Annotated in this window: 12 protein-coding genes; 7 read left to right on the top strand and 5 right to left on the bottom strand. The window is 69.4% G+C overall.

The features are described 5' to 3' along the window. The first annotated feature begins 38 nt into the window (after positions 1–38). Both ACIRA5_RS03460 and ACIRA5_RS03455 read left to right on the top strand, forming a co-directional pair. A complete protein-coding gene (locus tag ACIRA5_RS03460; RefSeq protein WP_403686716.1) occupies positions 39–1469 on the top strand; it encodes a sugar porter family MFS transporter in 1431 nt (476 codons plus the stop codon). 61 nt (positions 1470–1530) lie between these two features. After that, on the top strand, positions 1531–2547 hold the full coding sequence (locus ACIRA5_RS03455) for a Gfo/Idh/MocA family protein (protein WP_403686714.1): 1017 nt from the start codon (positions 1531–1533) through the stop codon (positions 2545–2547). Between the two features lie 656 nt (positions 2548–3203). Here ACIRA5_RS03455 and ACIRA5_RS03450 read toward each other — a convergent pair. From ACIRA5_RS03450 to ACIRA5_RS03435, 4 genes are all read right to left on the bottom strand, one after another. Next, positions 3204–3995, bottom strand: a complete 792-nt coding sequence (locus ACIRA5_RS03450; protein ID WP_403686712.1) for an ATP-binding cassette domain-containing protein — start codon at positions 3993–3995, stop codon at positions 3204–3206. Positions 3996–3997: 2 nt separating this feature from the next. Next, on the bottom strand, positions 3998–5059 hold the full coding sequence (locus tag ACIRA5_RS03445) for an ABC transporter permease (protein WP_403686709.1): 1062 nt from the start codon (positions 5057–5059) through the stop codon (positions 3998–4000). 93 nt (positions 5060–5152) lie between these two features. Then, the gene (locus tag ACIRA5_RS03440; RefSeq protein ID WP_403686707.1) at positions 5153–6244 is read right to left on the bottom strand and encodes a sugar ABC transporter substrate-binding protein; all 1092 of its coding nucleotides are present in this window, start codon (positions 6242–6244) and stop codon (positions 5153–5155) included. A 498-nt stretch (positions 6245–6742) separates the two neighbouring features. Next, complete coding sequence (locus ACIRA5_RS03435) at positions 6743–7780, bottom strand: LacI family DNA-binding transcriptional regulator (RefSeq protein ID WP_403686705.1); 1038 nt, start codon at positions 7778–7780, stop codon at positions 6743–6745. A 217-nt stretch (positions 7781–7997) separates the two neighbouring features. On the opposite strand from ACIRA5_RS03435, the gene ACIRA5_RS03430 reads away from it, so the two are divergent. The 5 genes from ACIRA5_RS03430 (at position 7998) to ACIRA5_RS03410 (ending at position 12128) form a co-directional block, all read left to right on the top strand. After that, a complete protein-coding gene (locus ACIRA5_RS03430; RefSeq protein ID WP_403686702.1) occupies positions 7998–9179 on the top strand; it encodes a Gfo/Idh/MocA family protein in 1182 nt (393 codons plus the stop codon). A 55-nt stretch (positions 9180–9234) separates the two neighbouring features. Beyond that, complete coding sequence (locus tag ACIRA5_RS03425; protein WP_403686700.1) at positions 9235–9387, top strand: hypothetical protein; 153 nt, start codon at positions 9235–9237, stop codon at positions 9385–9387. 11 nt (positions 9388–9398) lie between these two features. After that, positions 9399–10412 carry a sugar phosphate isomerase/epimerase family protein gene (locus ACIRA5_RS03420; protein ID WP_403686699.1) on the top strand — a complete coding sequence of 338 codons (1014 nt, stop codon included), beginning with the start codon at positions 9399–9401 and terminating at the stop codon, positions 10410–10412. Further along, positions 10409–11188, top strand: a complete 780-nt coding sequence (locus tag ACIRA5_RS03415) for an SDR family NAD(P)-dependent oxidoreductase (protein ID WP_403686696.1) — start codon at positions 10409–10411, stop codon at positions 11186–11188. The genes ACIRA5_RS03420 and ACIRA5_RS03415 overlap by 4 nt, the downstream gene beginning before the upstream one ends. Before the next feature lie 118 nt (positions 11189–11306). Beyond that, a complete protein-coding gene (locus ACIRA5_RS03410; protein WP_403686695.1) occupies positions 11307–12128 on the top strand; it encodes a sugar phosphate isomerase/epimerase family protein in 822 nt (273 codons plus the stop codon). A gap of 1114 nt (positions 12129–13242) precedes the next feature. Here ACIRA5_RS03410 and ACIRA5_RS03405 read toward each other — a convergent pair. Then, positions 13243–14805: a sigma-70 family RNA polymerase sigma factor gene (locus ACIRA5_RS03405; RefSeq protein ID WP_403686694.1), complete on the bottom strand. Its 1563-nt coding sequence runs from the start codon at positions 14803–14805 to the stop codon at positions 13243–13245. Positions 14806–15248: the final 443 nt, after the last annotated feature.

Raw genomic sequence — 15248 nt, 5'->3', positions numbered from 1 at the left:
GGAACCTCTCCCCGAACCACAAGCGACAGGAGGCGGCCATGGACGTCAAGGACGACGACGTGACCCAGGCCCGAAGGCCACTCCCCCTCATCGACGATGCTCCGCTGCCCGTCCAAGGGCGTCTGCGTATCATCACCGTCATCGCCACTTTCGGCGGACTCCTCTTCGGCTACGACACCGGCGTCATCAACGGCGCCCTGCCGTACATGACCGACGACCTGGGACTGACCCCCTTCACCGAGGGCATGGTGACCAGTTCGCTGCTGCTCGGTGCGGCGTTCGGCTCGCTCTTCGGGGGCCGGCTGTCCGACGCGCGCGGCCGGCGGCGCAACATCCTGCTCGTCGCTGTGGTGTTCTTCTTCGGAGCGCTCGGCTGCACCCTGGCCCCGAACACCGAACTGATGGTCGTGGCACGCTTCGTGCTCGGCCTCGCGGTCGGTGGTGCCTCGGTGACCGTGCCGGTGTACCTGGCGGAGATCTCACCGGCCGAGCGCCGCGGCCGACTGGTCACCCGCAACGAGCTGATGATCGTGAGCGGTCAGCTGGCCGCGTTCACCTTCAACGCGGTCATCGCCAGGGGCGGCGGCGAGTCGGGGGGCATCTGGCGCTGGATGCTGGTCGTCGCGACGCTGCCCGCGGTCGCGCTGTGGTTCGGCATGCTGGTCATGCCGGAAAGCCCGCGCTGGCTCGCCTCCCAGGGCCGGTACGCGGAGGCGCTGGCCGTCCTGAAGCAGGTTCGCTCGCAAGCGCGGGCCGAGGCGGAACTCAGCGATGTCTCCGCGATGGCCGTCGAGGACGAGAAGGCCAAGCTCGGCGGTTGGGACGACCTGCGTGTGCCGTGGGTGCGCAAGCTGGTCCTGGTGGGCATCGGCATCGCGATCGTCATGCAGATCACTGGCGTGAACACGATCATGTACTACGGCACCCAGATCCTCACGGACGCCGGCTTCGCCGCCGACAGCGCGCTCACCGCGAACATCGCCAACGGTGTGATCTCGGTGCTGGCTACCTTCGTCGGCATCTGGCTGCTCGGCCGCGTCGACCGCCGGCCGATGCTCATGATCGGTCAACTCGGCACCATCGCAGCCCAGTTGCTGATCGGTGTCTTCTCCCTCGTCCTGCCCGCCGGTGACGGCCGCGCCTTCGCGGTCCTGGCCATGACCATCACCTTCCTCGCCTTCCAGCAGGGCGCGATCTCCCCCGTGACCTGGCTGATGCTGTCCGAGATCTTCCCGCTGAAGATGCGCGGCTTCGGCCTGGGCATCGCGGCCTTCGCCCTGTGGATCACCAACTTCACCATCGGCCTCGTCTTCCCCGTCCTGGTCGACGCGGTCGGCGTGTCCAACACGTTCTTCCTGTTCGTCGCCGTGGGCCTCCTCGCGGTCGCCTTCGTGAAGCGGTACGTGCCCGAGACGCGCGGACGCACCCTCGAGGACCTGGAGCACGCGCTCAAGGCCCGCTTCTCCTGAACACCCCCTGCCCGCCGTCCCGCCGGGGCCGGGGGCGCCGACTCAAGGATTGGGAACGACCATGACAGTGCGCGTAGGAGTGATCGGGGCCGGCTGGATCGGTCAGGAGCACATTCGCCGGCTCACCGAGACCGTGACCGGCGCCCAGGTGACCGCGGTGACCGACATCGACGCCGCGCGCGCCGGGGAGGCGGCGGCCCGGGTCGGCGCCCGGGTGTTCGCGGACGGGGCCGAGCTGATCGCGGCGGACGTGGTGGACGCGGTGCTGGTCACCTCCTGGGGACCCACCCACGCCGAACATGTCCTGAATGCCGTGGCGGCCGGGAAACCGGTGTTCTGCGAGAAGCCCCTCGCGACGACCGCGGAGGACTGTCTGCGCATCGTCGACGCCGAACGGGCCCACGGCCGACGCCTGGTCCAGGTCGGCTTCATGCGCCGCTACGACGCCGGATACCGGCAGATGAAGCAGGTCATCGACTCCGGCCGGATCGGCGAACCGCTGATCGTGCACTGCGCCCACCGCAACCCGACCGTGCCCGAGTCGTACCACACCGACATGGCCGCACTCGACTCGGCGGTCCACGAGATCGACGTGCTGCGCTGGCTGCTGGACGACGAGATAGTCTCCGCCCAGGTGGTCCTGCCGCGCTCCACGAGCAAGCGGTTCGCCCATCTGAAGGACCCGCAGATCATGCTGTTCGAGACCGCGAAGGGCATCCGCATCGATCTCGAGGTCTTCGTCAACTGTCAGTACGGCTACGACATCCAGTGCGAGACCGTCGGCGAGGAGGGCCTCGTACGACTGCCCGACCCCGCCGCGGTCGGCGTGCGCACGGCGGGGCAGCACAGTACGGAGGTGCTCACGGACTGGGTGGGCCGCTTCGTGGACGCCTTCGACACCGAGTTCCGCGAGTGGATCACGGGCATCGCCACCGGCAACGCGGCCACGGGCCCGTCCGCCTGGGACGGATACGCCGCGACCGTCATCTCCAACGCCACCGTCGAGGCACGCCGGTCGGGCCGCATCGTCACCACGGACATGAAGCCCCGGCCCGCGTTCTACGGAGGCACCGCGTGACGGTCGCCTGACAGGAACGAACACCGCCGGCCGTCTCCTTCCGGAAGGGGACGGCCGGCGCATTCCGTTTTGGCGTCGGGCGAGAACCGGCTCGATGCTCGATGCTCGGCTCGCGGCGGGTTGCCTGTCGGGTGCCTGCTCGATGCGGACCCACCCCAGGAGTGCCTCAGCACACCTCCCGCCGGACGTACGGCTCGCCGGGCGGTGCGTCGTTCTTCGGCTTCTCGGGTCGGGGGCCGACCTGGTCGTGAAATCGTTGGCGGGGCCCGGGTCATCCTCGTCCACCTGGGCTCCCGCTCTCGGGCGGAGCCGGAACTGCTCGGTGATGCCCTCCTCGCGCCTCGCGGTCCGGTGGCGCATGCGGGCCCGGCCGCTCGCAGCACCACGCCACGCACGCGGTGCCGAACCTCATCGCGCGTGCCGCACGTCCGCCGACTCGTCGTTCAGATCGCCGGGATGCGCACCAGAGGCGCCGAGCCGACGGGCGGAACGGCCCTGCGAAACCCGCGGTCATGCCCTGCCGTCCGGTCCCTCCAGCCACGAGCCGGCCCCGCTGCCGGACCGTCGTACGTGCCGCACACACGGTTTTCCGCACGACTGAGCCGCCCAGGGCTCCCAGCCCTGGGCGGCTCTCCGACGTAAGGTCGCGGCGCCGGTCAGGCGTCGGCCTGCAACTGTGCCAGCTCGGCCTCAAGGTCGGCCATGGCTTCGCCGCCGGCCATGAGGTCGGTGATCTCTTCCCGGGTACGCTCGCCCTTGCGGAAGTCGTCGGCCTTCTGGCCGCGGATGAGGACGGCGAAGTGGTCGCCGACCATCATGGCGTGGCGGACGTTGTGGGTGACGAGGATGACCGCGACGCCCTTGGCACGGGCCTGCATGATGATCCGCAGGACGTGGGCGGCCTCCTTGACGCCGAGGGCCGCGGTGGGTTCGTCGAGGATGAGGACGTTGGCACCGAAGTAGACGGCCCGCGCGATGGCGAGGGCCTGGCGTTCGCCGCCGGAGAGGCTGCCGACGAGGCGGTCGCCGTCGGTGACGCGGGTGATGCCGAGGGACTGCATCTCGCGGACCGCGATATCACCGGCCACTTTCTTGTCGAACAGCTTGAACGGGCCCCAGCCCTTGGTGGGTTCGGCGCCGACGAAGAAGCAGCGCCCGACGCCCATCAGCGGGAAGGTGCCGCCGAACTGGTGCACGGTGGCGATGCCCTGGTCACTGGCGTCGCGGGGGCTCTCGAAGTCCACCGGTTCGCCGTTGATCTCGATGGTGCCGGTGGTCGGCTTGTGGAAACCGGACATGATCTTGATGAGGGTGGACTTGCCGGCGCCGTTGTCACCGAGCAGGCAGAGCACCTTTCCGGCGTCCACCTCAAGGGAGATGTCCTGCAGCGCGTTGGTGCCGAGGAACGACTTACTGACACCGGTCAGGCGGAGAAGGGGTGTGGTCATGGTCAGGCCTTCTTCGCTCGGGGCTTGTAGGACAGGGCGAGCCGGCGGAAGGTGTTGTTCATGAGGACCGCCGTGAGGATGAGGATGCCGAGGATCAGGCTGGCCCAGTCGGAGTTCCAACCGGTGTAGTAGATGCCCTGGTTGACGATGGCGAACGTCAACGTGCCCAGGACGACGCCGAAGACGGAGCCGTAGCCGCCGGTGAGCAGGACGCCGCCGATGACCACGGCGATGATGGAGTTGAAGACGAAGGACTGGCCGTTGGCGACCTGGGCGCCGTTGTAGAGGATGGTCTGGATCACGCCGACCAGGGCGGCGCCGAATCCGCTGGCCACATACAGGGCGATCTTCACGCGGTTGACGGGGATGCCGGTGGCGCGGGCGCTCTCCTTGTCCCCGCCGATGGCGAAGATCCAGTTGCCGTACTTCATCATCTGCAACACCACCGTGACCACGACCGCGATGCCCAGCCACCAGAAGATCGCGACCTCGAACTGACCGGCGATCAGCTTCCCGAACAGCGCCTTGGACAGCGGGTCGGGGCTGATGGCAACGCTCGTGGTGCCGGTCGTGACACGGGACAGGCCCAGGGTCAGACCGGCCATGCCGGACAGCGTGGCCAGCGTGACGACCAGGGACGGGACGTTGGTTCGCGTGACGATGATCCCGTTGAGCAGGCCGGTCAGCACGCCGAGGCCGAGCGCGCACAGGATACCGACGATCATCGGGGCACCCCAGTGCCCGGAGACGATGGCCAGCGTCATCGAGCTGCCGGCCAGCACCGAACCCACGGACACATCCAGCTCTCCGGCGATCATCAGCAGCCCGACGGGGATGGCGATGATGCCGAGTTCGGCGGCGATGTTCAGCCAGCTCGCCGCGCCCCCGGCGGCGAGGAACTTCTCCCCGCCGAAAATCGCGAAGAAGACGAAGACGCTGATGGTTCCGATGAGCGCGCCGGCCTCGGGGCGGTGCCACAGTTGCCCCAGTGGGCTCTCGGACTGCTTCGGTGGGGCGACGGCGGTCTCTTTCTCGGCCGTCGTGTGGGGAAGTGAGGTTGTCATCGGAGTGGTGTCACCTTCGTGATTCCGGATGTGGTGCGAGTCGGGCTGGGGAGGGGCGCCGGGCCCGGACGGGGCCCGGCACCCATGGGTGGGTCAGCGGACGCCGGCCTTGGTGCCGGCGATCGCCGCGTCGACGTTGTCCTTGGTGACCAGGAGGGGGCCGGTCAGGATGGGGTTCTGCGGCGGGAGCACGCCGTAGGACAGGTACTGGTTGGCGATGGAGACGACGTAGAAGCCCTGCAGATACGGCTGTTGGTCGATGGCGAACAGCTGGTTGCCGGCCTTGATCCGGTCGAGTTGGGTCTGCGAGAGGTCGAAGGTGCCGAGCTTGACCTTGCTTCCGACGCCCGCCTGCTTGATCGCGGCGGCGGCGCTGTCGGCGTCCCCGGTGTCGACCGTCACCACGGCGTCGATGCTGCTGTCCTTCAGCAGCGCTGCCTTGATCGCCTGCGTGACGGCGGACGGGTTGCCGAAGTTGGAGGAGGGCAGCGGGAGCTGCTTGGAGGAGGAACCCTTGCTCGTGGCACCGTCCTTGATGCCCTTGCAGCGGGCCTCCTGGTTGGCGGAGCCGGGCACCGTGTTGATGCAGAGGATGTTCTTGGCGCCCTCTTCGGCGAACTTGGCGCCGCCGGCCTTGCCCGCCTCGTAGTCGTCCGACCCGATGTACTTCATGGCGCCGACCCGCTTGGCCGCGTCGAAGCCACCCGAGTTGTAGATGAACACCGGGATGCCCTTGGCGATGGCCTGCTTGATCGCGGAGTCCTGGTTCTCGGGCACCCAGTCCGGCACCAGGATCGCCGACGGGTTCTGCGATATGGCGGTCAGCGTCAGCTTGGCGACGTCCGGGCCGAGGTTGTCGTAGTTCGCCGGGCCGAGGTAGGTGACCTTGCCGCCACCGGCCTTGACCAGCTTCTCCGCGTCCTCGACGCCGCGCTTGACCGCGGAGAAGAACGGGTCGTCGGACTTGCCGCCGATGATGTAGATGGAGTTCTTGCCGTTGCTCTTCGTGCCGGACGTCGATCCGCTCCCGGCCGTCGCCGTCGCCTGGCCCGCAGCGTCGCCGCCGGCCTTGCCGCTGGCACACCCGGTCAGCGCGGTGGCCACCATGGCGAGCAGGCTCGCCACAGTCAGGCCTCTTCTGGCGAGACGACGACCGGACGGCCGCCGGGTCTGCGTACGTTCCATGTGCTGGGGTGCTCCTTCGTGTGATGCCGGGCGGGGGCATGAGCGGGGCCAGGCATGTCTCGGGGGAAGTGGTGCAACGGTGGAGGGCGCGTGAATCGGGTGGCGCCTGCGCTTTCGCGGGCGGTTGTGGATTCGCGGCGAAGAACTGCGCGGGGTGCTGGGTCCAGTGCAGCGCGTCGGTGGCACCGGCTTTCCCCCGGGCGGGTATGTCGGCGTCGGCGATCACCGGAACGGCTGGTTGCGGGGGTGTCCCGGCACCGATCACAGCAACGCCGAATTCAGCGGTAAGTAAGTTCCGCGATCTTTTAAATCGCTTTAAGCAGTGGCCAGAGCATGCTTGCGTTTCGGGAAGGTGTCAAGAGTCCGCTCACAAATGCATGCCGCGCTGCGATCCGCCCACAAAAAGGTGCATGAGCCATTCATTTGCCGACCGAGCGGCCGCGCGTCATAGCTCGCGGGGGACACGACGACCGCTCCGCACGGAGCGGCCCCACCGGATCAGCGCGGCTGAGCCGTCGTTCCCCGTACGACCAGTGAGGGAGCGAGGACGATCTCGCGAGGCGCCGTGCGGCCCTGGTCCAGGCGTTCGACGACGGCGGCCACGGCCTGGCGGGCCTGTTCCTCGGCGTTCTGGCTGACAGTGGTGAGGTTGAAGCAGCTCAGCCGGGACAGGGTGTCGTCGTCGTAGCCGACGACGGAGACGGTGCCGGGGACATCTACCCCGGCTCCCCGCAGAGCGGTGAGCAGGCCGATCGCACTCCGGTCGTTGAACGCCACTACGGCGGTCGGCAGGTCGCCGCCGTCGAGGAGGTGCCGGCCTGCCTTCTCACCGGCCTCCTCGGTGAGATCCCCGTGCAGGATCCTGATCTGCTCGTCGAGACCGTGGCGGCGCATGGCGCCCCGGTAGCCGCGGCGGCGGTCGGTCGCGATGACCCCCTTGCCGCCGTCGACATAGGCGATCGCGCGATGGCCGAGACCCGCCAGATGGTCGACGATCTGGCCGACCCCGTCGTCGTCGGCGCTGCGGACGACATCGAGGTCGGCCCCGGTGATCCGGCGTCCCAGCGAGATGACGGGCGCCTTGCGGTCGAGGTCGGCGAGGACGGAAGCGGGGGCCACCGGGCCGATGAGGATCAAGGCCTCACAGCGGAAGGCCAGGAGCGTCTCGACGGCCGTGTTCTCGTCGCGGGTCCGGGTCTGGGTGCTCAGGACGAGGTCGTAGCCGACCTCCTCGGCGGCGGTGTGCAGGTGCTCGACCAGCTCGGCCTGGAAGGCGCTGTGGACGTCGATCATGACGCCGAGCAGCCGGCTGCGCCTGCTGGCCAGGGCACTGGCCGTACGGTCAGGGCGGTAGCCGAGATCGGCGGCCGCCTTCAGAACCCGCTGCCGGGTGCGCTCACTGGGACCGGGCACGCCGCGCAGAACCAGCGACACCGACGCGGTGGACAGGCCGACGCGCGCGGCGACGTCCTCCAGCCGGGGACGCGGAGTGGAGCCGTTGCCGCCCGTGGGGGCAACGGAGCCGAGCTCGTCCACACGACCTCCCGTGGTTTTCCGGCAACACCCTTGACATCTGTCCGTGACGCCGCCGATAGTACCAGCACTTAAAGCGCTTTAATCGACGTCGCAACTGGCCAACCCGGCCAGGGCCGGGTCCGCGAGCGCTCGGTTGGCCCGTTCCCGGCCGGGAGCGGTGACCGGTCCGTCCCACGCCCCCTAGTCACGGCGCCCCGTACGCCGGAGAGGAAGCACCATGAGCACAAGGCCGATCGGGGTGGCGGTCATCGGGGCCGGCATGGCCGGCCGAGCGCACCTCAACGGCTACCGGCAGGCCGCGACCCTGTACGGTCCCGGCCTGCCCGACGTGCACCTGGTCGCCGTGGCGGACGCGCACGAACCGTTCGCCCTGGACGCCGCCCGCCGCTACGGCTTCAATCGGGCCGAGACCGACTGGCGGGCGATCGCCGAGGCAGACGACATCGACGCGGTCAGCGTCGTGGTCGCCAACCACCTGCACCGCGAGATCGTCGAGGCCCTGCTGGCGGCCGACAAGCACGTACTGTGCGAGAAGCCCCTCGCGCCGAGCGTGACCGACGCGCAGGCCATGGTGCAGGCTGCCGAAGGCACCGGCCTGGTGGCCGCGACCGGGTTCACCTTCCGCCGCTCCCCCGCCGTCAACGCCATCCGGCAGCAGGTGGAGGACGGCTCGCTCGGGCCGGTCCAGCACTTCAACGGGCACTACTGGTGCGACTACGGGCACAACCCGGACGCCCCCATCAGCTGGCGCTACCGCGGACGTCCCGGCTCGGGGGCGCTGTCCGACATCGGCAGCCACCTCATCGATCTCGGCGAGTACTTCTGCGGTCCTGTGCAGAGCGTCCAGGGGGCCGTCCTGTCCACCCAGGTGCACGAGCGGCCCGTGCCGCTGGGCACCGCGGTGGGGCACTCGGCCGACGTACAGGTGAGCCAGGAGCTCGAGCCCGTCGAGAACGACGACATCGCCACCTTCACCGCCGCCTTCGCCTCCGGCGCCGTCGGGACCTTCTCCGTCTCGCGCATCGCCCGCGGGCTGGCCAACTCCCTTGGCTTCGAGGTGTTCACGAAGGGCGGCGCAGCGACCTTCGAACTGTCGCGTCCCGCGGAGTTCACCATCGCCGACTCGGCGGCCGCAGACCCTGTGGACGGCTACCGGCGCGTGGTGGTCGGTCCCGGCCACCCCTACATCGCCGGCGGCCTGCCCATGGACTTCCCCAGCGTCGGCCACGGCCAGCACGAGTTCTTCGTCTGGCAGGCCCGGGCCTTCCTGGAGCAGATCGCGGGCCTGGACCGGCTGCCGCCCTGCCCCACCCTCGCCGACGGACTGCACAACCTGCGCGTCATCGACGCGATCGTCGCCTCCGCCGACGCCGGTGGCAAGGCCGTCACCGTCCGGTGACCCGACCCGGATCCCACTCCCCGCACAGTTTCTCCCGCAGAAGGAACGACCACCCATGAAGCTCGGTGCCTCCACGGCCGTCCTTCACGACAAGCCCCGGACCGAGGCCCTCGCCGTGCCGCGCGAGCTGCCCGACGTGCTCCTGCCCCATGGCGCCGCCCACTCCGCCCTCGACGGCGGCACCACCCTCACCATCGAGAAGGACTGAGGAAACCCAAGATGAAGCTGGGACTCTACAACGCGATCCTGCACGACCGGCCACTGCCGGAAGCGATCAAAGTCATCGCCGATCTGGGCCTGACGGGCATCGAGATCAACACCGGTGGTTTCCTGCCGCCCCTGCATGTGCCGACCTTCGACGACATCCTCGTCAGCAACACCGCCCGGGACGACTTCCTCGGCCTCTTCGAGGGCACCGGCGTCTCCATCGCCGGCCTGAACGCCAACGGCAACCCGCTGCACCCGAACCCCGCCATCGGCGAGCAGCACGCCGAAGACGTCCGCCGCTCCATCCGCCTCGCCGAACGGCTCGGACAGCACCGCGTCGTGACCATGTCCGGCCTGCCCGGAGGTGAGCAGGGCGCCTCCCGCCCCAACTGGATCGTCAACGCCTGGAACTCCGCGGCCCTGGACGTACTGGACCACCAGTGGAAGATCGTCGCGGACTTCTGGCGCGAGACCGACCGGCTCGCCCGTGACCACGACGTCAAGGTCGCCCTGGAACTGCACCCGCAGAACCTCGTGTTCAACTCCGCCGACGTACACAAGCTCATCGGCCTCACCGGCGCGACCCACGTGGGCGTCGAACTGGACGCCTCACACCTGTTCTGGCAGCAGATGGACCCCGTCGCGGTCGTCCGCCACCTCGGCGAGCTCGTCTTCCACGCCGCCGCCAAGGACGTCCGTATCAACCCCGAGCACGCCGCCCTCAACGGCGTCCTCGACAACAGCTTCCGGCGCCTCACGCCCGACGAGCCGCGCACCAACCTCGGCGGCGACGAGTGGGCCAACGAATGGCCCAAGGAGTCCGCGTGGGACTTCGTCGCCCTCGGCAAGGGCCACGACGTCGCCTACTGGACCGAGTTCCTGCGCGCCCTCCACGAGGTCGACCCGGACATGCTGGTCAACATCGAGCACGAGGACACCGAACTCGGTCCCGTCGAGGGCGTCGCCGTGGCCGCCGAAGTACTGAAGGCGGCCGACGCGGCGCTGCACGCGTCGCTGCGGTCATGATCGCCTGGGCCAGCTACCCCTACCGGGGCCAGGTCGTCCTCGTCACCGGAGCCGGCACCGGCATCGGCCGGGCGACCGCACGCGCGTTCCTCGAACAGGGAGCGAGCGTCGCGGTCCTCGGCCGCCGTCCGGAGCCGCTGCACGAGGCCGTGGCCGGCTTTGACACTGAGCGCGTGCAGGTGCTCGGCGCCGACGTGACGGATGCCGCCGCGATGGAGGCCGCGGTGACCGCGATCGTCGAACGCTTCGGCCGCCTCGACGTCGTCGTCGCCAACGCCGGCACGAGCGAGCCCAGCCACATCGACACTTTCGACGACGCCGCCTGGGAGCGCCTGCGGTCGGCGAACCTCGACGCGGTCATCCGTCTCGCCCGCCTGGCCGTCCCGCTGCTGCGCACCACCCGCGGCAACTTCGTGGCCATCTCCTCCATCGCCGGTCTGCGAGGCGATTGGGGCCAGTTCGCCTACAACGCCACCAAGGCAGCGGTCAACGCATTCGTGCAGAGCCTCGCCCTGGACCTCGGCCCCGACGGAGTACGGGTGAACGCCGTCGCGCCCGCCTTCACTGCGTCCCGGCTCACCCAGGAGCGCCTCGACGACCCCGTGTTCTTCGAACGGCTCCTCGATCGCGTCGCGCTCGGCCGGGTCGCCCAGCCCGAGGACATCGCACGTACCGTGCTCTTCCTCGCAAGCCCCGACGCCGGATACATCACCGGAACCGTGATCCCCGTCGACGGCGGCACCAGCGCCTCCAGCGGTACGCCTCGTCCAGTCTGAGCAACTCGATCGACCACCTCTCCAGCACGCCCACCGACCCACAAGCCCCCCGGGGACAGGGGATCGGCTCCGACGGCCCTCACGCCGCCGGAGCCGATGAAAACAAGGAGCACCCATCATGAAGATCGCCCTCGACCCGTACATGATCCGCAACGTTCCCCTGCTCGAACTACCTGCGGTGGTGGCCGAGCTGGGCTACGAGTGGATCGAGCTCTCGCCGCGCGAGGACTTCATCCCGTTCTTCCGCCACCCGCGCGTCGACGACGGCACCGTCGCGAAGTTCCGCAAGGCCCTGGAGACGGCCGGGGTCGGCATCTCCTCCGTCCTGCCGCTGTTCCGCTGGTCCGGCCCGGACGAGGACGCCCGCCAGGCCGCCGTACGGTACTGGAAGCGCGCCATCCAGATCACCGCGGACCTCGGAGTCACCAGCATGATCTCCGAGTTCAACGGCCGACCGGAGGACGCCGACCGCAGCGAGGCCCAGTTCTGGAAGTCGATGGACGAACTGCTGCCGGTGTTCGAACGCGAGGGCATCCACCTCGCCCTCGAACCGCACCCGGACGACTTCATCATCAACCACCCCAACATCAGCTTCCTGTACTGCGCCCCGCACACCTTCCACATCGGCGACGACGCCCCCGGCATCATCGAGCACGCCGGCGATCTGCTCACCCACGTCCACCTGGCGGACTGCTTCGACCACACCGCGTCCTCCGGCAACCGCTACATCCTCAACCCGCCCGGCACCACGGCTCGCATCCACCAGCACCTGAACATCGGTGAGGGCGAGGTCGACTTCGCCGAACTCTTCCGCGAGCTGGGCGCACACGGCTTCGACGGCACCCTCACCGCCTGCGTCTTCGCCTGGGAGGAGCAAGCGAAGGAGTCCTCCCTGTTCATGCGGGAGAAGGTCGACGAATACCTGGCCACCTGGAAGTGACGCTGCCGCCCCGGCACGTCACAGCGGCTCCGGTCGGGTGGGCTCGGCCACCCCAAGACAGCAAGTCCGTAAGGCCGTGAGTCTGTGCGGACCAACACAGCCGTCGGCGCACATGCCCTCCAGGAGCGGCGCGTATACCGGCCGACTCGCGGAAACGATGGCGTCCCGCCGGGTGGTGCGGCCGATCCACGGGCCGGAACTCACAGACCACGCCGGGCACTTCGACGGACTGGGGCACTCCTGGCGCCCCACCGAGCCGTTTCGTGTGCCGCGGCGGCGAAAGGACCGTCACGAGCCGGGCGCCGGACGACGAAGCACGTGATCGCCCGCACCACCACGCGGGACGCGACCGCGGAAACACTGGCCGCCGCTCTCATGGCGGCCACCGGGACGTCTCCCGCAACGTCGTCCTGGCCGAGACCTCACGGCACGGGCTGGTGATCGACTTCCCGGCGGCCGTCCTGGTGCTGGCCCGGCGCTGCGACGACGAGACGCCGTTCCGCGCGTACGGCGCCTGGATGGCTCCGACCGCGGCGGGACCGGCCCCATCGACCGGCCCTGGTTCTCAGTGGCGACGACTCCGCCACGTAGTCCGTTGTTGTCCTGACCGGCGGCACGATCGCCCCTGACGAACACAGCAAGCGACCTCGACCGTGCCGCGCCGATAATGCGGGCCTTCTCCAAAAAGACGGTCATCGGGCTGTTGAGTGGGACCTACCAACAGCACCCCACGGTCGTACAGGAGAAGTCCGGCGCGGCGAGTGGCACGGGTCAGAGGACAGGCGGGATCGATCAGTCGGTGCCGCAGCCCGTCACCGTACGCGATGAAGGCGAGCGGACTGCCTTGCGGTAGCAGTCGGCCGACGGCGCGTGGCGTCCGGCGCTGGACAACCCGCGGTCGCGTTGCCCCTACACCTTCCCCACGGCGACGTCGTGGGCGTGCCGGTCGATCACGACGGCGTCGGGGCGGGATCGGGGCCGACCAAGGTCGCAAGGACGCGCGAGAACCGACCTGTCTGGCGTTCCACAGGGGGAACGTGGACCGGGTCTGCTCGCCCCGTCTGCGTCATTGCGCGTCGGCCGTTGGCCACGGCCCCGCTGCCCGGCGTGCCCGTCAGACCCACGGCGCGGCCACGACGAAGGAACGGCTGGATCGATACGCGGCCGTGTTCTCGGAGGGGTCGAGCCAGAGTTGGCGATCGGCCCGGTGACGGAGGTAGCGGCCAGGGAAGTTGTACGACTCCAGGGAGACCGAACCGTCGGCGGCGCCGGAGCGGACGCAGAAGGTGGCGTCCTTCTGGAAGACGGCGGATCCGTCGTTGGCGTCCAGCCGGAGCCGGAAGAAGTAGTGCCGCAGATATCTGCCCGCAGCGTCCCTGAGCGAGTAGCAGTCGGGGTCGGCGAGGCCGGGAACGAACGTGAACGTGGCGGCCCGTCGGTCAACCTCGGAGCCGGCCGCACCGACCCCGTCCAGTACGCCCAGGCGGCCCGACTGGCTCACATAGTCGCCGGGTTCGTCGACCGACCGCAGGGCATGCGGCCCAGAAAGCCGCGTGGCAGCCGCAGTTGTCCGGAGCGGCGAGGCGGTTGGAGTCACCGAAGGGGACACCAACAGGGTCGGCGAAGCGGATATTCCTGGAGCCGGGGCCGTGGTGGGCGACAGCCCGGCCGCGGCGGCGGGGCGTCGAGCCGACTCGTGTGCCGGTGTAACCGCGTACCAGGCCACACCGGCAGCCGCGAGCACAACGGTACCGGCGGTCGCCGCGGCCACCGGCTTGGCAGTCAGTTTGCCGAGCAGTCGAGCCAGCCGCCGCGCGTCGCCCGCAGCGTGTGCGCCCGCACCCGTCGTTCCCCCGGTCGAGCCCAGGGCCGAAACCCCGCCCAGCACCAGCCCGACCAGGCCGATCGGCACGGGCACCAGCGCGAAGCCGCCCAGCAGCGCCTCCGCCGGTACCAGGTCGGACGCGTTGAACAGACACTGTGGGCACTCGCGGACATGGCGTGCCAGCCGCTTGCGCCACAGGGCGGAGGGCCGTCCGTCCCAGGAGGTGAGCGCGGCGGTCAGTGCCGTGCAGCGGGGTGCGACGGTCATCGCGCGCACGATGGCGCGTGCTGTCTCCAGCCGTTCCTTGACTCGCTGAACGCGTACCGCGGCGTGCTGCGGGGTGAGCTCGCAGGCTGCCGCGAGTTCGCCGCGGGTCAGTTCACCGGCGGCCTCCATCCACCAGAGCGCGAGCACCTCGCGTTCCTCGTCCTCCAGCCAGCGGGTCGCTTCCGTCGCTTCACGTCGCTGTCCCGACAGTTGCAGGCGGAGAACAGCGAGATCGGCGAAGTCGGCCTGCGGATCCGCCTCATGGGCGCCTTCATCCAGAGACGCCGTGATCGCCTGAGCCCGTCCGCCGCGCCACCGGTCGCGGATCTGTCGCACGGTGATGGCGACCAGCCAGGACCGGAACCGATCCGGTTGTTCCAGTCCGGGCAGTCCATCCAGGACTCGCAGCATCGTCTCCTGGACCACGTCGTCGACGTCGCTGTGCCCGTCCAGTGCCCGGCCGACGATGTTGTAGACCAGCGGCAGCCAGTCCCGAATCAGCTGTTCCGATGCCTGCCGGTCTCCGGCCTGCGCAGCCACGACAACGGCGATGTCCGGCTGTGTCTGCACGTCCTGCGAGCGCACCCGCCCCACCTTTGACCCTTCGACATGTGGATGTAGGTAGATGTAGAGGGTCGTCAGTGTGCCAGTAGTGAGACCGGCGGCTCGCAGGGGCAGAGGGCAGTTGCAGTTCGTTGCGCGGTTTGGCTGTCCGCGATCTGCCCGCACGTCTCCTGCCTGTACGACCCGATCCGATGGATGCCAGGAGCCAACCAGTGTCAGTCAGCCACGGCGGCCGCCTGACCGCCGGTCCCGCCGTCGTGACTGAGCCACTCTCCTCGTCCTCGCTCTTCGGAGCGACGTTTGTCCTGCCGGGTGTGTCCCGGGGGTACCGGGAAGGGGGGGGGGCCCCGGGGGGGGGGGGGGGGCCCCCCCCCCCCCCCCCCGCTTTCAGTAGGGCCGCGGGTCGAACAGCCGTAGTTTGGACACGGCGCCAAAGGGGTTGGCACCCGGGTGGGGAACAAACC

Origin of the sequence: Streptomyces sp. NPDC096311, from assembly GCF_044763085.1 — a bacterium.
In the GTDB taxonomy this organism is placed as follows: Bacteria; Actinomycetota; Actinomycetes; order Streptomycetales; family Streptomycetaceae; genus Streptomyces.
This window is presented reverse-complemented; position numbering and strand designations above follow the sequence as displayed.